Raw genomic sequence first — 25,292 nt, 5'->3', positions numbered from 1 at the left:
TTCAGAATCCTCTGAGTTCTAAGTTTCTCCCCAGCTCGTGTAGCATCCGCGCCTATGAAGTTTCCAGGAAGATTTACCAGCGGCTTGGTTCTGCTGTTCACAAGCTGCGGCGCATTCGCGCAAAGCGAATTGGACGTGCGGATCAAGCCAAAAAACGACGCGTTGAAAGCCAACATCGAAGGCTATATCGGCGGGGTGGGCGAGCGTGACGAAGAGGCCTTGCTGCGGTTCAGCCGTGGGGCCGAAGAGCAGGCGCGCAAAGCCGCCCAGGCTTTAGGTTTCTATCAGCCCCGGATCGAAAGCGATGTGAAGGGCGGCAAGAACCCGCGCCTGATCCTCACCATCGATCCCGGCGAACCGGTGCATCTGCGCAACGTGACCATTCGGGTCGACGGCCCGGCCGCTGACCTCAAGGCCTTTCGCGTGCCCGCCAGCGACGACCTGAAATCCGGCGCCGTGCTCAACCACGGCCACTACGAAGACGCCAAGCGTCTGATCCAGAACCAGGCCTCGCGCTACGGCTTTTTCAGCGGGCGCTTCACTCACCAGAAACTCTCGGTAGACCCCCAGGCCGGTGTCGCCGATATCGAACTCATCTATGACAGCGGCCCGCGCTACACCTTGGGCAAGGTCAGCTTTGCCGGCGATACGCCGTTTGACGAAGAGCTGCTGCAACGCATGGTGCCGTTTAAAAGTGGCGCCCCCTACGATTCTGAACTGATCGCCGAACTCAACCAGAACCTGCAAGCCAGCGGCTTTTTCGAAGGCGTGCGCGTCGACGCCGCACCCGCGGCTTCGGCCAATGACGTGATCCCGGTGGCCGTCAACCTGGAGACCCGCAAGCCACGCACCATGGGCCTGGGCCTGGGTTTCTCCACCGACGTCGGCCCGCGCGGCAAGGCCAACTGGACGCGCCACTGGGTCAATCCCCAGGGCCACAGCTATGGCTGGGAGGCTGAACTGTCGGCACCTCGGCAGAACGTCGGGCTGTGGTACGACATCCCGCTGGACCCGCCGCTCACCGATAAACTGCGTTTCGCCGGCGGTTACCAGAATGAAGAAATCGCCAACACCGACACCTTGAGTAAATTGCTCACCCTCGGGCCCGAATGGCACAGCAAGTTGCCCAGTGGCTGGACCCGGGTGATCTCGCTCAAATACCAGCGCGAAGAATATCGCCTGGGCAATGACTCGGGCCTCAGTAACCTGGTGATGCCGGGGATCAGTTATTCCTATCTGCGCAGCGATAACCGCATCGACCCCCACAACGGCTACCGCCTGCAATTCGACAGCAAGGTGGCCAAGGAAGGGTTGGGCTCCGACACCAACCTGCTGTACGGCACGGCCATGGTCAAGGGCCTGACCACCCTGTGGGACAACCACCGCTTCCTGGCGCGTGCGCAGGTCGGCGGCAGTGCCACTAATGGCTACAAGTCGGTGCCGCCGTCGCTGCGTTTCTTCGCCGGTGGCGACCAGAGCGTGCGCGGCTACGAGTACCAGACCCTGTCGCCGGAGAATGACCGGGGCGACCGTATCGGCGGCCGCTACATGGTGGCCCTGAGTGCCGAGTATCAATATTCCATCGCCGAAAAATGGCGGATTGCGACCTTTATCGACCAGGGTAACTCGTTCAACTCCCTGGAGTTGCCCAGCTTGAAGACCGGTGTGGGTGTCGGCATCCGCTGGGTCTCGCCGGTCGGCCCGATCCGCCTGGACCTGGCCCACGCCCTGGAAGACCCCGGCGGCGTTCGATTGCACTTTTCCATGGGGCCTGAGCTGTGATGCGTGGTGTGAAAATAGCGGGGCTGGCCGTGTTGGCCGTCCTTGTCGTGTTGTTGCTGGCCCTGTGGGCGGTCCTCGGCACCCAGGCGGGCAGTCGCTGGGCGCTGGGGCGTTTACCGGGTTTGAGCGTAGAGAATTTCCACGGCCGTCTGGGCGGCCAGTGGCGCGCCGATCATCTGCTGTGGGCGCAGGACGGCAGTCGCGTCGAACTCGATGCGCCGACGTTTGACTGGTCGCCGGCGTGCCTGTTGCGCATGACCCTGTGCATCAATCGCCTGGATGTGGAGCAAGTCCGCCTGGACGTCGCGCCGAGCACTGAAGAGAGCAGTGGGCCGATTCACTTGCCGGACCTGAAGCTGCCCGTTTCCATTCAGTTGGGCGACATTCGCGTCGGCAGCCTGCTGTTCAACGGCAGCGAACAACTCAAGGGCCTGCAACTGGCCGCGCACTGGACCGCCGCCGGCATGCAGATTGACGCGGTGCACCTGCAACGGGACGGCCTGGTGCTGGACCTGAACGGCCTGTTGCAACCCAGCGGCGACTGGCCGCTGACCGCCAGCGGCAACCTGAGCCTGCCCTACGCCCCCGGCGGCGCGCCGTGGACGGTGGCGCTCAAGGTCGAGGGCGACCTGCTCAAGACCCTCAGGCTCGACGCCGACAGCAGCGGCTACCTGCCGGCCAAACTCAAGGGCGAGCTGCAACCCCTGGTGGACAACCTCCCGGCCCAGTTGCACCTCACTGCCGATGGCTTCAAACCCAGCGCCGATCTGCCCGACACCCTGCAACTCAATCAACTGGACCTCACCGCCAAGGGCGACCTGGGCAGCGGCTACCAACTGCTGGGCAAGGCTGTACTGCCGGCGGAAAAAGGCCCGGTGGACCTGCTGCTGCAAGGCAAGGTCGACGCCAAGGGCGCGCAGATCGCCGGCCTGGACCTGAATGCCGGCGACAAACAAAGCCTCAAGCTCACGGCGCAGTTGGACTGGCAACAAGGCTTCAGTGCCGAGGCCAAGATCGACTGGCTGGACTTTCCCTGGCATCGCCTCTACCCGCTGATCGACGAGCCACAGGTGGTGTTGCGCACCTTCAACGGTGAGATTTCCTACAAAGACGGCAACTACCTCGGTAACCTCAAGGCCGACCTCGACGGCCCGGCCGGCAAATTCAATCTGGTCACGCCGTTCAGTGGCGACCTCACGCAAATCTTCCTGCCGGAGCTGAAACTGACCGCTGGCCAAGGCAAGGCCGAAGGGCACCTGAACCTGCAATTCGCCGATGGGATTGCCTGGGACACCGCGTTGGACCTGTCGGCGCTGAACCCGGCGTACTGGGTGGCGGAATTGCCGGGCACGCTGGCTGGCCCCTTGCGCAGCAAAGGTGAATTCAAAAACGAACAGCTCAAGCTCAACGCCGACCTCGACCTCAAGGGCCGCCTGCGTGGGCAAACCGCCGTGCTGGCGGCCAAGGCCGAAGGCGCGGGCGAGCAATGGACCCTGGCCAACCTGGATATCCGCCTGGGCGACAACCGCGTCAACGGCAGCGGCAGCCTGCAGCAACGCCTGGCCGGGCAGATCGACATCAAGCTGGCGCGCCTGGCTCAGCTGTGGCCGCAGTTGCGTGGTCAGGTGAATGGCCGACTCGACGTGGCCGGCAGCCTCAAGGCGCCCCAAGGCAAACTCGACCTCAAGGGCCAGCAACTGGCGTTCGCCGATAATCGCCTGCAAAGCCTGAGCCTGGGCGCGACCCTGGACAGTGCCCAGCGCGGGAAAATCGACCTCAAGGGCAGCGGCATTCAAAGCGGTGACACCCAGGTTGGCACGCTCACCGCCAGTGCCCAGGGCGATATCAGGAGCCAGAAGGTCCAACTCGACCTGGCCGGCCCCTTGGTCAAACTGGCCCTGGCCCTGGATGGCAACCTCGACCAGGGCAACTGGCGCGGTCGCCTGGCCAGTGGCGATGTGCAGGCGGGTGGCCAGGACTGGAAGCTGCAGGCGCCGGCAAAAATCGAGCGCCTGGCCGACGGCAAGTTGACCTTCGCGGCCCACTGCTGGATCTCCGGCGCCGCCAGCCTGTGCGGTGAAGACCAGCGCCTGATGCCCGAACCCAAATTACGCTACCACCTCAAGCAATTCCCCATCGACAGCCTGGCGGCGTTTCTGCCCAAGGACTTCGCCTGGCAGGGCAAGCTCAACGCCGACGTCCAACTGGACCTGCCTGACAGCGGCCCCAAAGGCGTGGTCGCGGTGGATGCCAGCGGCGGCACCCTGCGGGTCAAGGACAAGGACCAGTGGCTGGATTTCCCCTACGACACCCTCAAGCTGGAAACCACCCTCAACCCCAAGCGCATCGACACCCAGCTGAACTTCCGAGGCGGCAAACTCGGCGAGTTGCTGTTGCAGGCGCAGATCAACCCGTTGCCGAAAAACAAGCCGATCAGCGGCAATTTCAGCCTGACCGGCCTCGATCTCGCCGTGGCGCGGCCGTTTGTGCCAATGGTCGAGAAACTCAACGGCAAGCTCAACGGCAGCGGCCGGATCGCCGGTGGCCTGCTGGCGCCGCAGGTCAACGGCAACGTCAACCTGGTGGGCGGTGAAGTCTCCGGGCCGGAATTGCCCATCAGCCTTGAAGGCCTGAACGTGCAGGCGCTGATCGCCGGTGAAAGCGTGCAATTGAATGGCGCATGGCGCAGTGGCAAGGCCGGGCAGGGCAGCCTCAAGGGCCAGGTCGACTGGGGCCAGGCCCTGGTGGTGGACCTCAGCCTGCAAGGCTCGCAACTGCCGGTCACGGTGGAGCCCTATGCGGTGCTGGAAGTGGCCCCGGACCTGAAGATCAGCCTGAAGAACGACAAACTGGCGATAGCCGGCAAGGTGCGAATCCCCCGCGGCGACATCACCGTGCGCGAACTGCCGCCTTCGACGGTCAAGGTCTCGGATGACACCGTGATCGTCGGCAGCCAGACCGAAGAGGGCAAGCCACCGATGGCCATGGCCATGGATATCGACGTGGCGGTGGGCGAAGACCAGCTCAACTTCTCGGGCTTCGGCCTCACCGCCAAGGTGCAGGGCCATGTGCACATCGGCGACAACATGGATACCCGTGGCGAGTTGTGGCTCAACGACGGTCGCTACCGCGCCTATGGCCAGCGCCTGGATGTGCGCCGCGCACGCCTGCTGTTCGCCGGGCCGCTCGACCAGCCGTACCTGGATATCGAAGCGATCCGCAAGACCGACGATGTAGTCGCCGGTATCCGCCTCAGCGGCAGCGCCGAGCAGCCCACCACGCAGATCTTCTCGGAACCGGCCATGAGCCAGGAACAGGCGCTGTCCTACCTGGTGCTGGGCCGTCCGCTGAGCTCCACCGGCGAAGACAACAACATGCTCGCCCAGGCCGCCCTTGGCCTGGGCCTGATGGGCAGCGCCGGGGTCACCTCGGATCTTGCCAACAAACTGGGGATTCGCGACTTCGACCTCGACACCCAGGGCAGCGGCAACAATACGGCAGTGGTGGCCAGCGGCAAGATCACCGAGAAACTCAGCCTGCGTTACGGGGTAGGAGTGTTTGAACCGGCCAGCACCATCGCCTTGCGCTACCTGCTGAGCAAGAAGGTGTACCTGGAAGTGGCGAGTGGCGTGGCCAGTTCCCTCGACATCTTCTACAAGCGCGATTTCTAGATCCTGTCGCGGTACAAAATGTGGGAGGGGGCTTGCCCCCGATGGCGGTCGTTCAGTCAACACATCAGTGACTGACCCAACGCTATCGGGGGCAAGCCCCCTCCCACATTAGCAAGCAAGCTAATTATTCCATTTGACTTTCGCTGCCTAGGCAGTAACATCTCGTCATACATTCACTGCCTAGGCAGTAATAAGGTGACTTCCGATGCCCCACTTCACCCCTGAAAACTTCCACAACTGCCACCTCGGGCTGTTGCTGGGCCGTGCGGCGCTCCTCAAGGACCGCATCATCGACACCCACATGGAACCCCACGGCATCACGGCCGCGCAGTTCAAGGTGCTGATCATCATGGCCCAGTTCGGTGTCGACACCCCGGCCGAGCTGTGCCGCAACCTGTCCCTGGACAGCGGTTCGATGACCCGCATGCTCGACCGCCTCGAGCAGAAAGGCCTGCTGGACCGCAAACGCTCCGAGCAGGACCGCCGCCAGGTGCAGTTGGTGCTGACTGCCGACGGCCAGCGCCTGGCAGACATGCTGCCGCATATAGGCGCCCAGGCGTTGAACCAGTTGGCGGGCGTGCTTGAACCCGGCGAGCTGCAAACCCTGGAACGGATCCTCAAGAAAATTCTGATAGCTGCCGGTGATCCCATCACCCTGCAGCGGGTAGGTAAAGCATGAACACACGTGCCCTATGCCTGGTGCTCGTGGCCATGAGCATGGCCGGTTGCGCCAACTTCAGCGGTCTCGACACCCAGGGCCGGCGCCTCGACGCCAACACCTTGCAGACCGGTAAATCCCTGAGCGGGGTGACCCTGTCGAATGCCGCCTGGCCCAGCGCCGACTGGTGGAAAAGCCTCGGCGACCCGCAGCTCGACGGCCTGATCCAGGAAGCCCTGCAAAACAGCCCCGACATGCAAGTCGCCAGCGCCCGTGCCCATCAGGCCGAAGCCGCCGCCTATGCCGCGAATGCCGCACGCATGCCGACCCTGGATGGCAGCGCCGGCGTGAGCCGTTCACGCCTGGCCAAGGACCAGGACCCGCGCGGCGAGGGCGATGCCTACTCGACCGTGCGTAATATCGGCGCCAGCTTCAATTACAACTTCGACCTCTGGGGTGGCCAGCGCGCCGCCTGGGAAGCCGCGCTGGGCCAGGCCCGCGCCGCCGAGGTCGACCAGCAGGCCGCGCGCCTGACCCTCGCTGCCGATGTGGCCAAGGCCTACAGCGACCTGGGCCAGGCGCACATCGTGCGCGACCTGGCCGGCGATGACCTCAAGCGCACCCGGCAAATGCTCGACCTGAGCAAGCGCCGCCTGGCTGCGGGCATCGACAGCCAGTACCAGTACCAGCAGACCGAAAGCCTGGAAGCCAGCTCCCAGTCGCAATTGATCGATGCCGACAAGCAACTGCAGAGCGCCCAGATCGCACTCGCCGTATTGCTCGGCAAAGGCCCCGACCGAGGCGGCGAACTGGCCCGTCCGAATGTGCTCAAGCCCGCCGCTGTCGCCGTGCCTTCGGTGTTGCCCGCCGAATTGCTGGGCCGCCGCCCGGACCTGATCGCCGCGCGCTGGCGAGTTGAGGCTGCGAGCAAGGACATCGCCGCCAGCAAGACGCGCTTCTACCCCAACCTCAACCTCAGCGCGAGCGCCGGGGCCGAGTCGTTGCTGGGGGATGCGATGTTCGGCTCGGCCAGCCGCTTCTTCAACATTGCGCCGACGATCTCGTTGCCGATCTTCGATGGCGGCCGCCTGCGCGCCGACCTCGATGCGCGCGATGCCGACTACGACCTGGCCGTGGCCCAGTACAACAAGACCCTGGTGCAGGCCTTGGGCGATATCGGCAACACCCTTTCGCAACTGCGCGAAACCGGTCGGCAGATCCAGGCCCAGCAACACGCCACGGACATTGCCCAGCAGTCCTACGACACTGTGGTCCAGCGCTACGGCTCAGGGGTCGGTAACTACCTGGACGTGCTCAGCATCGAGCAGCAATTGCTGCAGGCCCAGCGTCAGCTGGCGACCCTGAATGCCGGGCAAATCGATCTGTCGATTCAATTGATGCAGGCCCTGGGTGGCGGATACAGCGCCGACAACGTGGCGTCGACCACCCCAGCCACCCGCACGGAATAATTTGAGGTATTTGTCATGGCCACTGCCGAAAACACCAACGCTACAGAACAACCCAAAGACAACAACCCACGCAAACGCAAGGTCATGCTGATCGGCCTCGCGCTGATCGTCATCCTCGGCGTCGTGGGCGTATGGGGCTGGTATGAATTCTACGGGCGCTTCAACGAGAGCACCGACGACGCCTATGTGAACGGCAACGTGGTGGAAATCACCCCGCTGGTCACTGGCACCGTGGTCAGCATCGGCGCCGACGATGGCGACCTGGTCCACGAAGGCCAGGTGCTGATCAACTTCGACCCCAACGACGCCGCTGTCGGCCTGCAAAGTGCCCAGGCCAACCTGGCCCGCACCGTGCGCCAGGTACGGGGCTTGTACAGCAACGTCGATGGCATGAAAGCCCAGGTCAACGCACAGAAAGCCGATGTGCAAACTGCCCAGGACAACTTCAACCGTCGCAAGACCCTGGCCCAGGGCGGCGCGATTTCCCAGGAAGAACTGTCCCACGCCCGTGACAGCCTGACGGCCGCGAAAAACGCGCTGACCAACCTTGAGCAGCAACTCAAGACCAGCAATGCGCTGGTGGATGACACCGTGATCTCGTCCCACCCGGACGTGCAGGCCGCCGCCGCGCAACTGCGCCAGGCTTACCTGGCCAATGCGCGCAGCACCTTGATCGCGCCGGTCACCGGCTACGTGGCCAAGCGCACCGTGCAACTGGGCCAGCGCGTGCAGCCGGGTACGGCGTTGATGGCGGTGATCCCGCTGAACCAGCTGTGGATCGACGCCAACTTCAAGGAAACCCAATTGCGCGACATGCGCATTGGCCAGCCGGTGGACATCGAGTCGGACATCTACGGCAGCGACGTGAAATTCAGCGGCACCGTGGATAGCCTTGGCGCCGGCACCGGCAGTGCGTTTGCACTGCTGCCGGCGCAGAACGCCACCGGTAACTGGATCAAGATCGTGCAACGGGTGCCGGTACGCATCCACATCAATGCCGAAGAACTGGCCAAGCACCCGCTGCGGGTCGGCCTGAGCACCGTCGTCAATGTCGACCTGCATGACCAGAGCGGCCCGGTGCTGGCGCAACAGGCGCCGCAGAAGGCGACCTTCACCACCAATGTGTATGACCGCCAATTGGCCGAGGCTGACGCCATGATCACCGAGTTGATCCATGCCAACAGCATCGCCGCGCCCAAGGCTGTGCAACGCTGATGAGCAATAACGCCTCCTTCACGCCGCCCAGCCTGGTGATGGCCACCATCGGCCTGTCGCTGGCGACCTTTATGCAGGTGCTCGACACCACCATCGCCAACGTGGCGTTGCCGACCATTTCCGGCAACCTCGGCGTGAGTTCGGAGCAGGGCACCTGGGTGATCACCTCGTTTGCGGTGAGCAACGCCATCGCCTTGCCGCTGACCGGTTGGTTGAGCCGGCGTTTTGGCGAGGTGAAGCTGTTTTTGTGGGCGACCATGCTGTTTGTGCTGGCCTCGTTCCTCTGTGGTATTTCCACTTCGATGCCCGAATTGATCGGCTTCCGGGTGCTGCAAGGCCTGGTGGCCGGGCCGTTGTACCCGATGACCCAGACGCTGCTGATCGCGGTCTACCCGCCGGCCAGGCGTGGCATGGCCCTGGCGTTGCTGGCAATGGTCACGGTGGTGGCGCCGATTGCGGGGCCGATCCTCGGTGGCTGGATCACTGACAGTTACAGCTGGCCGTGGATCTTCTTTATCAACGTCCCCATCGGCATCTTTGCGGTGATGGTGGTGCGTGCGCAATTGAAGAAGCGCCCGGTGACCACCAGCTACCAGCCGATGGATTATGTCGGGCTGTTGAGCCTGATCGTGGGCGTCGGCGCGCTGCAGATCATCCTCGACAAGGGCAACGACCTGGACTGGTTCGAATCCAACTTCATCATTGTGGGCGCGGCGATTTCGGTGATCGCCCTGGCGGTGTTCATCATCTGGGAAATGACCGACAAGCATCCGGTGGTCAACCTGCGGCTGTTTGCCTACCGTAACTTTCGCATTGGCACGATTGTGCTGATCCTCGGCTACGCGGGCTTCTTCGGCATCAACCTGATCCTGCCGCAATGGCTGCAAACCCAGATGGGCTACACCGCCACCTGGGCCGGCCTGGCGGTGGCGCCGATCGGCATCCTGCCGGTGCTGATGTCACCGTTCGTGGGCAAGTACGCGCACAAGTTCGACCTGCGCCTGCTGGCGGGCCTGGCGTTCCTGGCGATCGGTCTGAGCTGCTTTATGCGCGCGGGCTTCACCAATGAGGTGGACTTCACCCACATCGCCCTGGTGCAGTTGTTCATGGGCATCGGCGTGGCGCTGTTCTTCATGCCGACCTTGAGCATCCTGATGTCCGACCTGCCACCGCACCAGATCGCCGACGGCGCCGGTCTTGCGACCTTTCTGCGGACCCTGGGCGGCAGCTTCGCGGCGTCGCTGACCACCTGGATCTGGATCCGCCGGGCGGACCAGCACCATGCGTACATGAGCGAGAACATGACCACCTATGACTCGGCCACCCGCGACGCGCTGCAGGCGCTCGGTGGGGCAGGGCACAAGGCCTACGCGCAACTGGACCAGATCCTCACCAGCCAGGCGTACATGATGTCCACCGTGGATTACTTCACGTTGCTGGGGTGGATGTTCATGGGGTTGATGCTGCTGGTGTGGCTGGCCAAACCGCCGTTTGGCGCCAAGGCAGGGCCGGAAGCGTCCGCCCACTGATTGGCAAAGACTGAAATGCAATCAATTGTGGGAGGGGGCTTGCCCCCGATGAGGGAGTGTCAGTTGAACATCTTTTACTGACCCGCCCTAATCGGGGGCAAGCCCCCTCCCACATTTTGATCTCTGTTCACATTGGATCAGGGGATTCGAGGATCAGGCGCCAGGCAACGCCAGCTGCGGATTGACGAAGTCAAACGCCGCCAACTGAAAGCCTTGCTCATCCGCCTGCAACGCCCAGCCCTGCTTGTCCCAATCCCCCAGTACAATGCGCTTGGCCGCCTGGTCGCCAATCTGCAGCTTATGGATCGCCGGGCGGTGCGTATGGCCGTGGACCAGGGTGCGCACGCCGAACTGCTGCATCACCCGCGGCACTTCCTCGGGGGTCACATCGACAATGTCGTTGGCCTTCATGCGCGTTTGCGCGCGGCTTTCACTGCGCAGTTTGCGCGCCAGCCGGTGGCGGGTGCGCAACGGCAGGTGACGCAGGATAAACAGCACGATGGGATTACGCAGGATGCGCCGCAGCTTCATGTAGCCAAGGTCGCGGGTGCATAGGCTGTCGCCGTGCATCAACAGCACGGGTTCGCCTGCGAGCTGCACGACACTCGGGTCCTTGAGCAAGGTGGCGCCTGCCGCTTTGCAGAACGCCTTGCCGATCAGGAAGTCGCGGTTGCCATGCATGATAAAAATCGGGGTGCCGCTGTCGCTCAGCTCGCGCAGAGCCTCGCAGATCGAACGCTGGAAGGGCGTCATCCCATCGTCGCCAATCCAGGCTTCAAAGAAGTCCCCCAGAATGTACAACGCCTGGGCGCCACGGGCGCGGTTGTGAAGCAGATCCAGAAACGCCCGGGTAATGTCCGGGCGCTCCTCTTCCAGATGCAAATCTGAAATCAGTAATATCACTCAACAATCTCGGCTTTCTCGACGATCACGTCTTCGACCGGAACGTCCTGGTGACCGGCCTTGGAGGTGGTCGACACGCCTTTGATCTTGTCGACAACGTCCTGGCCTTCGGTGACTTTACCGAACACGGCGTAGCCCCAGCCCTGTACGTTCTTGCCGCTGTGGTTCAGGAAGGCGTTGTCGGCCACGTTGATGAAGAACTGCGCGGAGGCCGAATGCGGCTCCATGGTACGGGCCATGGCGACGGTGTACTTGTCGTTGGAAAGGCCGTTGTCCGCTTCGTTCTGGATGCTTGGGCGCTTGTCTTTCTTTTCTTTCATGCCAGGCTCGAAACCGCCGCCCTGGACCATGAAGTTACCGATGACACGGTGGAAAACCGTGTTTTCGTAGTGGCCGGCCTTAACGTACTCGATGAAGTTGGCGACGGTGATCGGCGCTTTCTCGGCGTTCAGCTCGATGACGATGTCACCGTGGTTGGTGGTCAGTTTGACTTGAGTCATGTTCACTACTCTTTTCAGGGAATTCGTGGGTTTGGACGCCTGGGGCGCCTTACCTGTCTGGCTAAACGGCGGCCAAGGCGCGCAGTTTAGCGTGCCCGGCAGGAATTTCGAGGTGGTTTTTTACCGCCTGGTTAATTAAAGCAGCAGTTTTTGGTCGTGACCTGTCAGTGTCTTGACAGCATCAGCTATGATATCGCCTTTGTTTTATCTGGCCCCAACCGGCCACGAACCTGTCTGTTCAAGGATCCTATGAGCAAGCCCACTGTCGACCCTACCTCGAATTCCAAGGCCGGACCTGCCGTCCCGGTCAATTTCCTGCGCCCGATCATCCAGGCGGACCTGGATTCGGGCAAGCACACGCAGATCGTCACCCGCTTCCCGCCAGAGCCCAACGGCTACCTGCACATCGGTCACGCCAAGTCGATCTGTGTGAACTTCGGCCTGGCCCAGGAGTTCGGTGGCGTCACGCACCTGCGTTTCGACGACACCAACCCGGCCAAGGAAGATCAGGAATACATCGACGCCATCGAAAGCGACATCAAGTGGCTGGGCTTCGAATGGTCCGGTGAAGTGCGCTATGCCTCCAAATACTTCGACCAGCTGTTCGACTGGGCCGTCGAGCTGATCAAGGCCGGCAAGGCCTACGTCGACGACCTGACCCCCGAGCAGGCCAAGGAATACCGTGGCACCCTGACCGAACCGGGCAAGAACAGCCCGTTCCGCGACCGCTCCGTAGAAGAGAACCTCGACTGGTTCGCCCGCATGCGCGCCGGTGAGTTCCCGGACGGCGCCCGCGTGCTGCGCGCCAAGATCGACATGGCCTCGCCGAACATGAACCTGCGCGACCCGATCATGTACCGCATCCGCCACGCCCATCACCACCAGACCGGCGACAAGTGGTGCATCTACCCGAACTACGACTTCACCCACGGCCAGTCGGACGCCATCGAAGGCATCACCCACTCCATCTGCACCCTGGAGTTCGAGAGCCATCGCCCGCTGTACGAATGGTTCCTCGACAGCCTGCCGGTCCCGGCGCACCCGCGTCAGTACGAATTCAGCCGCCTGAACCTCAACTACACCATCACCAGCAAGCGCAAGCTCAAGCAACTGGTGGATGAAAAGCACGTCAATGGCTGGGACGACCCACGCATGTCGACCCTGTCGGGCTTCCGCCGCCGTGGCTACACCCCGGCGTCGATCCGCAACTTCTGCGAGATGGTCGGCACCAACCGCTCAGACGGTGTGGTCGACTACGGCATGCTCGAGTTCAGCATCCGCCAGGACCTCGACGCGAACGCGCCACGGGCCATGTGCGTGCTGCGTCCGTTGAAAGTGGTGATTACCAACTACCCGGAAGACAAGGTCGACCATCTCGAACTGCCGCGTCATCCGCAGAACGAAGCACTCGGCGTGCGCAAGCTGCCGTTCGCCCGTGAAATCTACATCGACCGCGATGACTTCATGGAAGAGCCGCCAAAAGGCTACAAGCGCCTGGAGCCCAACGGCGAAGTGCGCCTGCGCGGCAGCTACGTGATCCGCGCCGACGAAGCGATCAAGGACGCCGAGGGCAACATCGTCGAACTGCGTTGCTCCTACGACCCGGAAACCCTGGGCAAGAACCCTGAAGGCCGCAAGGTCAAGGGCGTGATCCACTGGGTGCCGGCCGCTGCCAGCATCGAGTGCGAAGTGCGCCTGTACGATCGCCTGTTCCGTTCGCCGAATCCTGAAAAGGCCGAAGACAGCGCCAGCTTCCTCGACAACATCAACCCTGACTCCCTGCAAGTGCTCACCGGTTGTCGTGCCGAACCCTCTTTGGGCGACGCACAGCCGGAAGACCGTTTCCAGTTCGAGCGCGAAGGCTACTTCTGCGCGGATATCAAGGACTCGAAACCTGGTCAGCCGGTATTCAACCGTACCGTGACCTTGCGTGATTCGTGGGGCCAGTGATTCTGTCTTAAGGAACTGTCGTGCTAACGATCTACAACACACTCAGCAAGACCAAAGAAGTCTTCAAGCCGCTGGATGGCAACAAGGTGCGCATGTACGTGTGCGGCATGACCGTGTACGACTACTGCCACATCGGCCACGGCCGCAGCATGGTTGCCTTCGACCTGGTGACCCGCTGGTTGCGTTTCAGCGGCTATGACTTGACCTATGTGCGCAACATCACCGACATCGACGACAAGATCATCAACCGCGCCAACGAGAACGGCGAGTCGTTCGACGCGCTGACCGAGCGCATGATCGCCGCCATGCACGAGGACGAGGCGCGCCTCAACATCCTCAAGCCGGACATGGAACCGCGTGCCACGGACCACATCCCTGGCATGCACGCCATGATCCAGACCTTGATCGACAAGGGTTACGCCTACGCTCCTGGCAACGGTGACGTGTACTACCGCGTCGCCAAGTTCATGGGCTACGGCAAGCTGTCGCGCAAGAAAATCGAAGACCTGCGCATCGGCGCGCGCATCGAAGTCGACGAAGCCAAGCAGGATCCGCTCGACTTCGTGCTGTGGAAAGGCACCAAGCCCGGCGAGCCGAGCTGGGAATCGCCATGGGGCGCCGGGCGTCCGGGCTGGCACATCGAATGCTCGGTGATGTCCACCTGCTGCCTGGGCGAGACCTTCGACATTCATGGCGGCGGCAGCGACCTCGAGTTCCCGCACCACGAAAACGAAATCGCCCAGAGCGAAGCCGCCACCGGCAAGACCTACGCCAACGCCTGGATGCACTGCGGCATGATCCGCATCAATGGCGAGAAGATGTCCAAGTCCTTGAACAACTTCTTCACCATCCGCGACGTGCTGGAAAAGTACCACCCGGAAGTGGTGCGTTACCTGCTGGTGTCCAGCCACTACCGCAGCGCGATCAACTATTCGGAAGACAACCTCAAGGACGCCAAGGGCGCCTTGGAGCGGTTCTACCACGCGTTGAAAGGCCTGCCATCCGTGGCGCCGGCCGGCGGCGAAGCGTTCGTGGCACGCTTCACCGAAGTGATGAACGACGACTTCGGCACACCGGAAGCCTGCGCCGTGCTGTTCGAGATGGTGCGCGAGATCAACCGCCTGCGCGAGAGCGATCTTGACGCAGCGGCGGGTCTGGCGGCGCGCTTGAAAGAGCTGGCCAGTGTGCTGGGCGTGTTGCAGATGGAAGCCGACGACTTCCTGCAAGCCGGCGCCGAAGGGCGTGTGGATGCGGCTGAAGTCGATGCATTGATCCAGGCGCGCTTGACCGCCCGTACCAATAAGGACTGGTCGGAATCCGACCGTATCCGTGACCAACTGACCGCGATGGGTGTGGTATTGGAAGACGGCAAGGGCGGGACGACGTGGCGGTTGGCTGATCAGGCTTGATCGGTCAACGCTGAACAAAAAACGCCCCGACTGGTTCGGGGCGTTTTTTTTGCATGCCGGTTTAACGGCTCACTCGATCCATTGTGGGAGCGAGCAAGCCCGCTCCCACATTTTTTACCGTGTCCACTTTGCGAATTCTTCGGTTTCCACCGAACATGCTGGCTGATACACCGCCATCGCCGGCAAGCCAGCTCCTACAGTTTTTAGCGCGGCCGTTTCATTGCGTCGTTATCTACGCCTGACGTAGTCCACCCATTCGTACTCAAGGCCCTCGTGCTGTCGGACGCCATGGCGGCAGACCTCAACGAACTCATCCTTAAAACTCGGAAACCTGGCTTCACCCTCGTGATCATCGTTGAACAGGGGTCAGGTACAGCCTGTCCACAAAGTGTATCGCTTGGTCATAAAGCTCTGGCCCGCCACCGATATGAATTTCCTCGGGGGTGTAGAGGGCTGCGCGTTCTAGTGCCGCTGCCAGGGATTGGCAGGCGATAGCGTGCTCGTGCACATAGTCAGGGTTTCTGGACAGCACGATGTTGGGCCGATCGGCCAATGGCCTACCGCTGAGTGCAATGACCGACTCGAAGGTTTTTCGGCCCATGATGACCGGTTTGCCAATCGTCTTGGCAGCGAATCTGCGCAGATCATCCGGCACCATTCGCAACAGCCCGCCGGCTTTGCCGATGGAGCGATTACGGCTGCCTATGCCTGCGACCAATGCGAGGGGGTGGGTTCATGGTCTGTTCCTTCAGAGAAATCCATTATTGCGCGGCGTAACCGCCTGACATTACTTGATACCGACTTTGCACAAAACCATTGTCCGACACGTAGGTGCCAATATGCTGCAGCTCCCGCTCACTGCCAACCTGGCTGAACAGTGGAATGCCTTGCCCCAGCAAAACCGGGATACGCGTAATGATCAGCTCATTGACCAGGCCCGCGTCAAGAAACGCCTGGATCGTCTGACCACCGTCGATATAGAGGTGCTTCATACCGCGTTCGGCTAACGTTGCCACGAGTGAGGTGACGTCTGCTGCCATGACCTCGACCTTGCCCTCCAGATGCGCAGGGATCTGCAGAGGCTGATGGGAGAGTGCAATGACGGGAGTGCCCTCGTAGGGCCAATCCGGAAAGGACAAGACTTTCTCCAGGGTTTTGCGACCCATTACCAGTGCATCGACCGTGGCGATGAAGCGTTCATAGGTCACGCCGTTCAGCTCGGCGGTTTCGTATTCCGGTCGGTGCAACCATTCGATATCACCGTCTGGACGGGCAATAAAGCCGTCGATGCTGGTTGCGATAAAAACGGAACAGTGGATATCCATGGCGAAAACTCCTTTTAGTGCGCTTTGACGCTAATATTCATTTAATCCTCGGGTGCCACAACCGGGCGTCTGAGAAACAGTCTGATGCCCCTTTCTGCCGTGCGAGGATGTATGCGAAGTTGGTTGATCCGTTACCGTTACGCAATCATTTTCTGGATATGCTTCGGTGTTTTCCGTACCTCCCTGGCCGACTGGAATCCGATTCCCTCCGGCTCCATGCGCCCAACCCTGCTGGAAGGCGATGTGGTGCTGGTCAATCGCGTAGCGTATGACCTCAAGGTCCCGCTCACGGATATTTCCCTGACCCACCTCGATAATCCCCAGCGCGGCGATGTGGTGACTTTTCGTCACCCAAGGATGGCATGCGCCTGATCAAGCGGATTGTCGGCGTTCCCGGCGACACCCTGGAAATGCGCGATGAAGTGCTGTGGGTCAACGGTACGCCAGCCACCTACAGTGATGCGCAGGACATCAGCGAGCCAATTGTCCCAGGTCATACGGTACCGGGGATCAAGCTGAACGAATTGGCCGCCAACCGCCAGCGTACTGTGCAGTTCATGCCGACGGTGCGGGCGATGCGCAATTTCGCACCAGTGGTGGTGCCGGCCGACAGCTATTTCATGCTGGGGGATAACCGCGATAACAGCGATGACTCGCGATACATCGGCTTTGTGCCACGTCGGCTGTTGATCGGGCGGGCGCATCATGTGCTGGCATCGGCGCAGATCCTGGAGCATTGGATGCCACGCCTGAACAGATTTGGCGCGCCGATCCTGTAGGCGCTGGCTTGCCAGCGATTGCTGTATGTCAGTTGCATCCACAGCGACCGACACGCCGCCATCGCCGGCAAGCCGGTTCCTACCGTTCGACGTGTGGCGCGGCCCCCTGAATCCAGGCACTTACTTTTTGGTGAGCCCATCACCTTTTTGTGCGTTCTTGTGGGCTGTCCATCTCGTTCTTATCCTGCGGTCTTCGTTTACCCAGGAGTAGGTTTCATGAGTTTTGATCTCGGACTAAAAGGCCTTCGTGCACTGGTCACCGGTGGCACCAAAGGTATTGGCGCGGCCGTGGTGACGGTGTTGCATGAACAAGGCGCGCAGGTGATTTCGGTCGCGCGTTCGGCGGCGGATTCGACGCTTGAAGGCGTGCATTTCATCGCTGCCGACCTGGGCACTGCCGCGGGTTGTGCGAGCGTGACCGAGGCGGTGAAGGATCGGTTTGGTGGGGTGGATATCATCGTCAATGTGCTCGGCGGCTCCAGCGCGCCGGGTGGTGGTTTTGCGGTACTGGACGATGAGCAGTGGGCGAGTGCGCTGGGCCAGAACCTGATGGCGGCGGTGCGGTTGGATCGGGCGTTGTTGCCGGGGATGATCGAGCGTCGGGCAGGGGTGATTATTCATGTCACGTCGATCCAGCGAGAGTTGCCGTTGCCGGAGTCGACCACAGCGTATGCCGCTGCAAAGGCGGCGTTGGCGACGTATAGCAAGAGCCTGTCGAAAGAAGTGACGCCCAAGGGCATTCGGGTGGTACGGGTTTCTCCAGGCTGGGTGGAGACTGACGCGGCGGTGGCGCTGGCGGAGCGTCTGGCGGAGCAGGCGGGGACGGATTACGAGGGCGGCAAGCAGATCATCATGCAGGCGCTCGGCGGCATTCCGCTTGGACGGCCGGCCAAGCCCCAGGAGGTGGCTGACTTGATCGCCTTCCTGGTCTCGCCCCGCGCCGCGTCGATCAGCGGGACCGAGTACGTGATCGATGGCGGTACCGTTCCCACGGTTTAAGTCGTCGGCTTGGCAGCCTGCCATTTGAGCAGGCCATCCAGCACCGGGCACAGGCTCTGGCCCCACTCGGTCATGCGGTATTCCACTTTGGGTGGCACCACCGGATAGACCGTGCGCTGTACCAGCCCATCGGCTTCGAGCTGGCGCAATTGTTGGGCCAGCATCTTCTGCGAGATATCCGGGATCAGCCGCTCAAGGTCCGAATAACGTTGCACCTGGCCGCCGAACAGATGGAACAGGATGATCAGCTTCCACCGCCCGCCAAGCCAGGCGAGGGTGGTTTCGACGTCGGCGGCAGCGGTGGCAGGGGTGTAGGTTTTACTCATCGCATACGTCCTTGGACATTTCGGTCATTTGCCATTTGTTTTGACGCCGCCCGAATCCTGGCTTTAGATAGTCGCCACGACCAAACCCACGATGAAACTGGCGGTGATTCAAATGGATTGTATTTTCTGCAGCATTGTTCAAAAGACCTCCCCAGCGCACATTCTGTGGGAAGACGACCAGCATATGGCGTTTCTTTCGATCTTTCCCAACACACCGGGTTTCAGCGTGGTAATCCCCAAGCAGCACTACGGCAGCTATGCGTTTGCGCAGTCGGATGAGGTGTTGGCCGGGCTCGCGGTCGCGGCGAAGAAAACCGCGCTGCAGATTGATCGGGCGTTTCCGGATGTGGCGCGCACCGGGATGATGCTGGAAGGCTACGGCGTGGATCACCTGCATGCGAAGTTGTTTCCCATGCATGGGACGGGGTCGGACAGTGCGTTCAAACCGATCAGTTCAAAGGTGGACAAGTTTTTTGAAACGTATGAGGGCTACATTTCGTCCCACGATTTTGTGCGGGCGGATGATGGGGAGCTGGCGCAATTGGCCGCGCATATCCGATCGCTCGCCTGATGTCCAAACTGTAGGAGTCGGCAAGCCGGCTCCTACAAAGGGTTGCGTCCGCCTCAAGCGTCAGCGGCGGCTGCTGACTTCGGCGGGTACATCATCGCCCGCCATGCGCTTGCGAAACAGCGCGGTGCGCGCCAATAGCAGCGTGGTCACCGGCACCGTGATCGAGAGCAAGATCGGGATCAGCCAGCCGTGCAACACCGGGCCCGACTTGAGCACCGAAAAATAGATAATCGACGCCAGCGCCACACACCAGGCACCCAATGTCGAGGCCAGCGCCGGCGGGTGCATGCGCTGGAAGAAGTCCTTCATCCGCAGCAAGCCAATCGCGCCGATCAACGCAAACACGCTGCTCAACACCAGCAATACCGCGACGACGATTTCCATCCATAACGGCATCATTCAATCACCTCCCCACGCAGCAGGAATTTGGCCAGGGCAAACGAGCCCACGAAGCCGAACAGCGCAATCAGCAGCGCCGCTTCAAAGTAGGTGTCGCTGGCATATCGAATACCCAGCACCAGCATCATCAGCATCGCCAGGATGTACAGGTAGTCCAGCGCCAGGACCCGGTCCTGGGCCGACGGGCCTTTGAACAGGCGGATCAGGGTCAGCACCATGGCCAGGGAGAACAGGAACAGGCTGAACAGGATCGCATTGGAGAGCAGGGCGCTCATTCGAAGATCTCCATCAGGGGCCGCTCGTAGGTGGTCTTGAAGTGCTCGATAAACGACACTTCATCCTCCAGGTCGAATACGTGCAGCAGCAGGATGCTGCGGTCCAGCGCCAGTTCCGACCAGATGGTGCCGGGGACCACGGTGGTGATCATCGACAGGGCGGCGAGGCCGTTGGCGTCGCGCAGGTCCAGGGGGATTTTGACGAAGCGCGAACGCGGTGGGCGTGAGCCGCACACCAGCACGCCCCAGGCCACTTGCAGGTTGGAGACGATCACATCGCGGCCGACCAGGAAAAACAGGCGGATGATCACGCCAGGGCGGCGGATGCGGATCGGCAGCGGGCGCAGCGGTGCCATCAGCAGCGGCGCGAGAACGCCCAGCAGCGCGCCCAGCAGCAGGTTGCCTGGGCTGACGGACAGGTTCAGGACCAGCCACAACAACCACAAGGCCAGGGACAACCACGGCCCAGGGAGCAGGCGTTTCATGGTTGCACCTCCAGCGCGGCGGTCTTGGCTTCGGGGCTGGGGACCGGACGCGTGGCCATCACCGCCATCACGTAGTGTTCCGGGTTGTTCAGGCTCTGGGCAGTGGCCTGGGTGTAGCGCATCAGCGGCTCGGCCTTGAAGGTCAGCAGGATGCTCAGGCCCAGCAGGAAGAAGATCGGCACGCACTCATAGCGGCGCAGCAAGGGCGACGGGCGCTCTTCCGGGGTCCAGAAGCGCTGGATACCCAGGCGGGCGAAGGCGATCAGCGAGGCCAGGCCCGAGAGGATCAACAGCGCCACCAAACCCCAGGCCGCGGGACGAATGGGTTCATCCACGCTGACGCCCAGGCCCAAGGGGTTAACCAGCGCACTCAACAAGCTGAGCTTGCCGATAAATCCGGACAGCGGCGGCATGCCGATAATCAACAGGGCGCAGGCGACAAAGCTCAAGCCGAGGAAGGCCATGGTCCAGGGAATCACCTGGCCGACCACGGCTTTCTGCTCGTCATCCAGGTTCACGCCAGGACGCGGATGCAGGGATTCCATGGCCTTGGGCAGTGCGTCGATTTCTTCATCCAGCGGCAGGTCGTTGGCCGAGCGCGAACGCTCGATCAATTCGGCCAGCAGGAACAGCGCACTCAACGCCAGGGTGGAGCTGACCAGATAAAACAGCGCCCCAGCGGTCAGGCTTGGCTGGGCGAAACCAACGGCCGACAGCAGGATCCCGGCCGAGACCAGGATGCTCAAGCTGGCCATGCGCTCCAGCCGCTGCGCCGCCACCATCGCCAGCGCCGCGCAGATGATCGTGGCCATGCCGCCGTACACCAGCCAGTCGCCGCCAAACAACGCCGACGCGCCGGCCTGGCCGGAGAACAGCAGGGTCCACAGGCGCAGCACGGTGTACACGCCGACCTTGGTCATGATCGCGAACATCGCCGCCACCGGCGCACTGGCCAAGGAATAGGCGGGGGCCAGCCAGAAGTTCAGCGGCCACATGCCGGCCTTGGCCAGGAATGCGGTGGCGAGGATCGCCGCACCGGCATGCAGCAGGCCGCGATCCGCCTCGGGGACCAGGGGGATTTTCAGCGCCAGGTCGGCGAAATTCAGCGTGCCGGTCACACCGTAGATCATCGCCGCGCCGATCAGGAACAGCGACGACGCCAACAGGTTGATCGCGATGTAATGCAGCCCCGACGACACCCGCGCCCGGCCCGAGCCGTGCAGCATCAAGCCGTAGGACGCCGCCAGCAGCACTTCGAAGAACACGAACAGGTTGAACAGGTCCGCCGTGAGGAACGCGCCGTACAGGCCCATCATCTGGATCTGGAACAGCGCATGGAAACTGGTACCGGCACGGTCCCAACGGGCCATGGCGAACAGCAGCGCGCTCACGCCGATGATCCCGGTGAGCACCAGCATCAGCGCCGAGAGCTGGTCGACCACCAGCACGATGCCGAACGGCACCTGCCAGTTGCCCGGCAGGTACACGCCAATCGAGCCGGGGCCGCCTTTTTGCGTCCAGTACAACAGCAGGATCGCTATGCCCAGGCCGATGACGCTGGAGAACAGATTGATCCTGGCCTTCAGCGGGCGGCGTTTTTCGCCGAGCATCAGCATCAGCGCGGCGGTGAGCAACGGCAGCAGGATCGGGGCGACGATCAGTTGGTTGACCCAATTCATTCCTTGGGCTCCCGGCCGTCCACATGGTCAGTGCCGGTCAGGCCCCGTGACGCCAGCAGCACCACCAGGAACAACGCGGTCATTGCGAAGCTGATCACGATCGCCGTAAGCACCAGGGCCTGGGGCAGGGGATCGGTGTAATTGAGCAGGTCCTGGGGCACGCCGTCCTTGATGATCGGCTCCTTGCCGATAAACAGGCTGCCCATGCTGAAAATGAACAGGTTGACCCCGTACGACAACAGGCACAGGCCCATCACCACCTGGAACGTCCGTGGCCGCAGGATCAACCAGACGCCGGAGGCCGCCAGGACCCCAATGGCAATTGCGATGACTTCTTCCATCAGGCGGCTCCTTCGGTGGCGGCGACTACTTTGGCCTGGTTGCTCGGTTTATGCGCGCGCACCGACTGGTGACCGAGGGCGGTGAGCATCAGCAGCGTCGAGCCGACGACCATGGCGTATACGCCCACATCGAAGAACAACGCGCTGGCAACATGAATATCGCCCAGCAGCGGCAGGCTGAAATGCCAGGTATGGGTGGTGAGGAACGGGTAGCCGACAAACAAAGCGCCGATCCCCGTCAGCGTCGCCGAGAGCAGGCCGAAGCCCATCCAGCGCATCGGCCGCAGGCTCATCTGCGCCTCGACCCACTGGGTACCGGCAACCATGTATTGCAGGATAAACGCCACCGACATCACCAGCCCCGCGACAAACCCGCCGCCCGGTTGGTTGTGGCCGCGCATGAACAGGTAGAACGACACCACCAGCGCAATCGGCAGCAGCAGGCGCACCAGCACCGCCGGCACCATCATGAAGCCCAGTGCGGTGTCGCTGGCCTGGCGCGGGTTGACCAGGTCGGTGGCCACGTCCGGCGCCAGTTGACGCTGCTGTGGCGGCAGCTCCATGCTTTCCTTGGACGGGCGGAAACGACGCAGCAGGGCATACACCGTCAGCGCCACGGCGCCGAGCACGGTGATTTCGCCGAGGGTATCGAAGCCCCGGAAGTCCACGAGCATCACGTTCACCACATTGCTGCCACCGCCCTCGGGCAGGGCGCGGCTCAAGTAGAACGAGGAAATATCGTTGGGCGTCTGGCGCGTCAGCATTGCATAGGACAGCAACGCCATGCCGCCGCCTACCACGGTGGAGAGCAGGAAGTCGCGCAGACGACGGATGCGCGCCTTGCGCAGCGAACTGGGCAGTGGCGAGACTTCTTCGATCCGCCGTGGCAGCCAGCGCAGGCCGAGCAGGATCAGCACCGTCGTGACGACTTCTACGACCAACTGGGTCAGCGCCAGGTCCGGTGCCGAGAACCACACGAAGGTGATGCAGGTCATCAGGCCGCACACGCTGACCATGGTCAGGGCCGCGAGCCGGTGATACTTGGCTTGCCAGGCGGCGCCCAGGGCACAGGCAATCGCCAGCAGCCACAGGGTGACGAACACGATGGAGCCCGGGATCTTCGGCCGGTCGCCCCAGGTAAGGCCGCTGTTGAGCATCGGGATCATGGCGCCGATCACCGCGACGATTACCAACAGGAACAATTGGGTTTGCAGGCGCTTGGTGCTGATGCGTTTCTCGATCTTGCGCACGCCGCGCATCATCAGCACCAGGCTGCGCTCGAAGCCGCGCTTGCCGTTGAAGTAGCTGATGATCGGCGGGTACTTGAAGCGGCCGCGCTTGAGCTGCTTGCGTAGCAGCAGGTAGAGCACTACGCCGCAGGACATGGCCACCAGGCTCATGATCATCGGTGCATTCCAGCCGTGCCAGATCGCCAGGCTGTACTCCGGCAGCACGCCGCCGACCACCGGCAATGCAGCAGCCGCGAGGATCGAACCGACCACCTGGGCCGGGAAGATCCCCACCAGCAGGCAGGTAAACACCAGCAGCTCAACTGGCGCACGCATCCAGCGTGGTGGCTCGTGGGGCGTGTGGGGCAGGTTGGTGGCAGGGGGGCCGAAGAACACATCCACGGTGAAGCGCAGGGCGTAGGCGACGCTGAAGGTCCCGGCAATGGTGGCGATCATCGGCAGGGCGATTTCTACCCATTGTGTCGACGAGATAAACACGGTCTCGGCGAAGAACATCTCCTTGGACAGGAAACCATTAAGCAACGGCACCCCCGCCATGGACGCACTGGCGACCATCGCCAGCGTCGCGGTAAACGGGATCAGCTTGACCAGGCCGCTGAGCTTGCGGATATCCCGCGTGCCGCTTTCGTGGTCGATGATGCCCGCCGCCATGAACAGCGAGGCCTTGAAGGTGGCGTGGTTGAGGATATGGAACACCGCGGCGACGGCGGCCAGCGGGCTGTTGAGGCCCAGCAGCAAGGTGATCAGCCCGAGGTGGCTGATGGTGGAATAGGCTAAAAGGCCTTTGAGATCATTCTGGAACATGGCGCAGTAAGCGCCGAGGAGGAGGGTGAGCGCGCCGGCACCGCCGACGATCCAGAACCATTCTTCGCTGCCGGACAGCGACGGCCACAGGCGGGCCAGCAGGAACACGCCGGCCTTCACCATCGTCGCCGAGTGCAGATAGGCTGACACCGGGGTCGGTGCGGCCATGGCATGGGGCAGCCAGAAGTGGAACGGGAACTGCGCGCTTTTGCTCAGCGCGCCGATCAGCACCAGGGCGAGCATCACCGGGTACAGCGAATGCGCGCGAATCTGGTCCCCGGCGGCAAGCACCCGGTCCAGGTCATAGCTGCCGACGATATGCCCCAGCAGCATCACCCCGGCCAGCAGGCACAGGCCGCCCGCGCCGGTGACCATCAACGCCATGTACGCACCACGACGCGCATCGGCGCGGTGGTGCCAGTAGCCGATCAACAGGAACGAGAACAGGCTGGTCAGTTCCCAGAAGAACACGATCTGGATCAGGTTGCCGGAGATCACCAGCCCGAGCATGGCGCCCATAAAGGCCAGGAAAAACGCGAAGAAACGCGGCACCGGATCGTCCGGTGACATGTAGTAGCGCGCATACAGCGACACCAGCGTGCCGATGCCGAGCACCAGCATCGAGAACAGCCAGGCGAACCCATCCATGCGCAGCACGAAGTTCAGCCCGAGGCTGGGCAACCACATGAATTCTTCGCGGATCACGCCACCGTGGGCGATCTGGGGGTAGAGCAGGGCGACTTGAACGGTTCCGACCAGGGCCACAAGGCCAGCCAGCAGGGATTCGGTGTTACGTGCATTGTGCGGCAGCAAGGCCGCCAGACAGCTGCCGATAAAAGGCAGAAGCAGTAGAACTATCAGGGACATAGGCTTCTAATCTGCGGGAGTTTGGGATGCATCATACGTGCCGCTTTGTCGATCACCAAACGGCAACATGTGGCAGGATCCTACAAAGTAGGTCGAAAACTCCCGT

General features: G+C 62.2%; 21 protein-coding genes and 1 pseudogene. 11 read left to right on the top strand and 11 right to left on the bottom strand.

The window, feature by feature from the left end; genetic code table 11:
- The first annotated feature begins 54 nt into the window (after window positions 1-54).
- From BM416_RS17170 to BM416_RS17145, 6 genes are all read left to right on the top strand, one after another.
- Complete coding sequence (locus BM416_RS17170; protein ID WP_092488837.1) at window positions 55-1,782, top strand: autotransporter assembly complex protein TamA; 1,728 nt, start codon at window positions 55-57, stop codon at window positions 1,780-1,782.
- Window positions 1,782-5,453 carry a translocation/assembly module TamB domain-containing protein gene (locus BM416_RS17165; RefSeq protein ID WP_092488836.1) on the top strand — a complete coding sequence of 1,224 codons (3,672 nt, stop codon included), beginning with the start codon at window positions 1,782-1,784 and terminating at the stop codon, window positions 5,451-5,453. The genes BM416_RS17170 and BM416_RS17165 overlap by 1 nt, the downstream gene beginning before the upstream one ends.
- 205 nt (window positions 5,454-5,658) lie before the next feature.
- A complete protein-coding gene (locus BM416_RS17160) occupies window positions 5,659-6,132 on the top strand; it encodes a MarR family winged helix-turn-helix transcriptional regulator (protein ID WP_092488835.1) in 474 nt (157 codons plus the stop codon).
- Entirely contained in the window at window positions 6,129-7,580 is a 1,452-nt protein-coding gene (locus BM416_RS17155; RefSeq protein ID WP_092488834.1) for an efflux transporter outer membrane subunit, read from the top strand. Before BM416_RS17160 ends, BM416_RS17155 begins: the two co-directional genes overlap by 4 nt.
- Window positions 7,581-7,595: 15 nt before the next feature.
- Complete coding sequence (locus BM416_RS17150; protein ID WP_065927031.1) at window positions 7,596-8,795, top strand: HlyD/EmrA/EmrK family protein; 1,200 nt, start codon at window positions 7,596-7,598, stop codon at window positions 8,793-8,795.
- Window positions 8,795-10,324 carry a DHA2 family efflux MFS transporter permease subunit gene (locus BM416_RS17145; RefSeq protein WP_092488833.1) on the top strand — a complete coding sequence of 510 codons (1,530 nt, stop codon included), beginning with the start codon at window positions 8,795-8,797 and terminating at the stop codon, window positions 10,322-10,324. Before BM416_RS17150 ends, BM416_RS17145 begins: the two co-directional genes overlap by 1 nt.
- A 153-nt stretch (window positions 10,325-10,477) precedes the next feature.
- Here BM416_RS17145 and lpxH read toward each other — a convergent pair whose 3' ends face one another.
- Both lpxH and BM416_RS17135 read right to left on the bottom strand, forming a co-directional pair.
- Window positions 10,478-11,227, bottom strand: coding sequence for a UDP-2,3-diacylglucosamine diphosphatase (gene lpxH, locus BM416_RS17140; RefSeq protein ID WP_074847193.1), 750 nt, complete (start codon window positions 11,225-11,227; stop codon window positions 10,478-10,480).
- Window positions 11,224-11,727, bottom strand: coding sequence for a peptidylprolyl isomerase (locus tag BM416_RS17135; protein ID WP_065927032.1), 504 nt, complete (start codon window positions 11,725-11,727; stop codon window positions 11,224-11,226). The genes lpxH and BM416_RS17135 overlap by 4 nt, the downstream gene beginning before the upstream one ends.
- Before the next feature lie 249 nt (window positions 11,728-11,976).
- On the opposite strand from BM416_RS17135, the gene BM416_RS17130 reads away from it, so the two are divergent.
- Window positions 11,977-13,677 (top strand): glutamine--tRNA ligase/YqeY domain fusion protein, encoded by a 1,701-nt coding sequence (locus BM416_RS17130; protein ID WP_065940106.1) that lies wholly within the window; start codon window positions 11,977-11,979, stop codon window positions 13,675-13,677.
- A 20-nt stretch (window positions 13,678-13,697) separates the two neighbouring features.
- Complete coding sequence (gene cysS, locus BM416_RS17125) at window positions 13,698-15,086, top strand: cysteine--tRNA ligase (protein ID WP_065940105.1); 1,389 nt, start codon at window positions 13,698-13,700, stop codon at window positions 15,084-15,086.
- Window positions 15,087-15,435: 349 nt separating this feature from the next.
- Here the strand turns inward: cysS and BM416_RS17120 are convergent, their stop codons facing one another.
- A complete protein-coding gene (locus BM416_RS17120; RefSeq protein WP_092488832.1) occupies window positions 15,436-15,804 on the bottom strand; it encodes a dihydrofolate reductase in 369 nt (122 codons plus the stop codon).
- A 43-nt stretch (window positions 15,805-15,847) separates the two neighbouring features.
- Entirely contained in the window at window positions 15,848-16,411 is a 564-nt protein-coding gene (locus BM416_RS17115; RefSeq protein WP_092488831.1) for a dihydrofolate reductase family protein, read from the bottom strand.
- A gap of 111 nt (window positions 16,412-16,522) precedes the next feature.
- Between BM416_RS17115 and lepB the strand changes: the two are divergent.
- Together lepB and BM416_RS17105 are read left to right on the top strand one after the other, a co-directional pair.
- Window positions 16,523-17,190, top strand: a pseudogene (lepB, locus tag BM416_RS17110) (signal peptidase I).
- A gap of 216 nt (window positions 17,191-17,406) precedes the next feature.
- Complete coding sequence (locus BM416_RS17105; RefSeq protein ID WP_065940101.1) at window positions 17,407-18,189, top strand: SDR family oxidoreductase; 783 nt, start codon at window positions 17,407-17,409, stop codon at window positions 18,187-18,189.
- On the opposite strand, the gene BM416_RS17100 is transcribed toward BM416_RS17105, so the two are convergent.
- Window positions 18,186-18,515, bottom strand: coding sequence for a winged helix-turn-helix transcriptional regulator (locus BM416_RS17100; RefSeq protein ID WP_065940100.1), 330 nt, complete (start codon window positions 18,513-18,515; stop codon window positions 18,186-18,188). The genes BM416_RS17105 and BM416_RS17100 overlap by 4 nt on opposite strands.
- A gap of 112 nt (window positions 18,516-18,627) precedes the next feature.
- Here BM416_RS17100 and BM416_RS17095 point away from each other — a divergent pair, with 112 nt between their 5' ends.
- Window positions 18,628-19,086 (top strand): HIT family protein, encoded by a 459-nt coding sequence (locus BM416_RS17095; protein ID WP_065940422.1) that lies wholly within the window; start codon window positions 18,628-18,630, stop codon window positions 19,084-19,086.
- A 60-nt stretch (window positions 19,087-19,146) separates the two neighbouring features.
- Here BM416_RS17095 and BM416_RS17090 read toward each other — a convergent pair whose 3' ends face one another.
- The 6 genes from BM416_RS17090 to BM416_RS17065 are packed head-to-tail and all read right to left on the bottom strand — an operon-like array spanning window position 19,147 to window position 25,186.
- Window positions 19,147-19,485 (bottom strand): Na+/H+ antiporter subunit G, encoded by a 339-nt coding sequence (locus BM416_RS17090; protein WP_028616866.1) that lies wholly within the window; start codon window positions 19,483-19,485, stop codon window positions 19,147-19,149.
- Window positions 19,482-19,760 (bottom strand): K+/H+ antiporter subunit F, encoded by a 279-nt coding sequence (locus BM416_RS17085; protein ID WP_005789171.1) that lies wholly within the window; start codon window positions 19,758-19,760, stop codon window positions 19,482-19,484. Before BM416_RS17085 ends, BM416_RS17090 begins: the two co-directional genes overlap by 4 nt.
- Window positions 19,757-20,245 carry a Na+/H+ antiporter subunit E gene (locus tag BM416_RS17080; protein WP_092488830.1) on the bottom strand — a complete coding sequence of 163 codons (489 nt, stop codon included), beginning with the start codon at window positions 20,243-20,245 and terminating at the stop codon, window positions 19,757-19,759. Before BM416_RS17080 ends, BM416_RS17085 begins: the two co-directional genes overlap by 4 nt.
- The gene (locus BM416_RS17075) at window positions 20,242-21,924 is read right to left on the bottom strand and encodes a monovalent cation/H+ antiporter subunit D (RefSeq protein ID WP_092488829.1); all 1,683 of its coding nucleotides are present in this window, start codon (window positions 21,922-21,924) and stop codon (window positions 20,242-20,244) included. The genes BM416_RS17080 and BM416_RS17075 overlap by 4 nt, the downstream gene beginning before the upstream one ends.
- A complete protein-coding gene (locus BM416_RS17070; protein ID WP_003192163.1) occupies window positions 21,921-22,265 on the bottom strand; it encodes a Na+/H+ antiporter subunit C in 345 nt (114 codons plus the stop codon). Before BM416_RS17070 ends, BM416_RS17075 begins: the two co-directional genes overlap by 4 nt.
- Window positions 22,265-25,186, bottom strand: a complete 2,922-nt coding sequence (locus BM416_RS17065; RefSeq protein ID WP_092488828.1) for a monovalent cation/H+ antiporter subunit A — start codon at window positions 25,184-25,186, stop codon at window positions 22,265-22,267. Before BM416_RS17065 ends, BM416_RS17070 begins: the two co-directional genes overlap by 1 nt.
- Window positions 25,187-25,292 lie beyond the last annotated feature (106 nt).

It is taken from the genome of Pseudomonas sp. NFACC42-2 (assembly GCF_900116055.1).
GTDB classification, from domain to species: Bacteria; Pseudomonadota; Gammaproteobacteria; order Pseudomonadales; family Pseudomonadaceae; genus Aquipseudomonas; species Aquipseudomonas marginalis.
This window is presented reverse-complemented; position numbering and strand designations above follow the sequence as displayed.

Excerpts from the sequence above, each read along its gene's own strand:
- BM416_RS17145 (WP_092488833.1), top strand. The coding sequence starts at position 8,795 with ATGAGCAATAACGCCTCCTTCACGCCGCCCAGCCTGGTGATGGCCACC.
- BM416_RS17070 (WP_003192163.1), bottom strand. The coding sequence starts at position 22,265 with ATGGAAGAAGTCATCGCAATTGCCATTGGGGTCCTGGCGGCCTCCGGC.
- BM416_RS17115 (WP_092488831.1), bottom strand. The coding sequence starts at position 16,411 with ATGGATATCCACTGTTCCGTTTTTATCGCAACCAGCATCGACGGCTTT.
- BM416_RS17065 (WP_092488828.1), bottom strand. The coding sequence starts at position 25,186 with ATGTCCCTGATAGTTCTACTGCTTCTGCCTTTTATCGGCAGCTGTCTG.
- BM416_RS17165 (WP_092488836.1), top strand. The coding sequence starts at position 1,782 with ATGCGTGGTGTGAAAATAGCGGGGCTGGCCGTGTTGGCCGTCCTTGTC.
- BM416_RS17105 (WP_065940101.1), top strand. The coding sequence starts at position 17,407 with ATGAGTTTTGATCTCGGACTAAAAGGCCTTCGTGCACTGGTCACCGGT.
- BM416_RS17080 (WP_092488830.1), bottom strand. The coding sequence starts at position 20,245 with ATGAAACGCCTGCTCCCTGGGCCGTGGTTGTCCCTGGCCTTGTGGTTG.
- BM416_RS17075 (WP_092488829.1), bottom strand. The coding sequence starts at position 21,924 with ATGAATTGGGTCAACCAACTGATCGTCGCCCCGATCCTGCTGCCGTTG.
- BM416_RS17085 (WP_005789171.1), bottom strand. The coding sequence starts at position 19,760 with ATGAGCGCCCTGCTCTCCAATGCGATCCTGTTCAGCCTGTTCCTGTTC.
- BM416_RS17160 (WP_092488835.1), top strand. The coding sequence starts at position 5,659 with ATGCCCCACTTCACCCCTGAAAACTTCCACAACTGCCACCTCGGGCTG.
- BM416_RS17135 (WP_065927032.1), bottom strand. The coding sequence starts at position 11,727 with ATGACTCAAGTCAAACTGACCACCAACCACGGTGACATCGTCATCGAG.
- BM416_RS17095 (WP_065940422.1), top strand. The coding sequence starts at position 18,628 with ATGGATTGTATTTTCTGCAGCATTGTTCAAAAGACCTCCCCAGCGCAC.
- BM416_RS17170 (WP_092488837.1), top strand. The coding sequence starts at position 55 with ATGAAGTTTCCAGGAAGATTTACCAGCGGCTTGGTTCTGCTGTTCACA.
- BM416_RS17150 (WP_065927031.1), top strand. The coding sequence starts at position 7,596 with ATGGCCACTGCCGAAAACACCAACGCTACAGAACAACCCAAAGACAAC.
- BM416_RS17130 (WP_065940106.1), top strand. The coding sequence starts at position 11,977 with ATGAGCAAGCCCACTGTCGACCCTACCTCGAATTCCAAGGCCGGACCT.
- BM416_RS17090 (WP_028616866.1), bottom strand. The coding sequence starts at position 19,485 with ATGATGCCGTTATGGATGGAAATCGTCGTCGCGGTATTGCTGGTGTTG.
- BM416_RS17155 (WP_092488834.1), top strand. The coding sequence starts at position 6,129 with ATGAACACACGTGCCCTATGCCTGGTGCTCGTGGCCATGAGCATGGCC.
- BM416_RS17100 (WP_065940100.1), bottom strand. The coding sequence starts at position 18,515 with ATGAGTAAAACCTACACCCCTGCCACCGCTGCCGCCGACGTCGAAACC.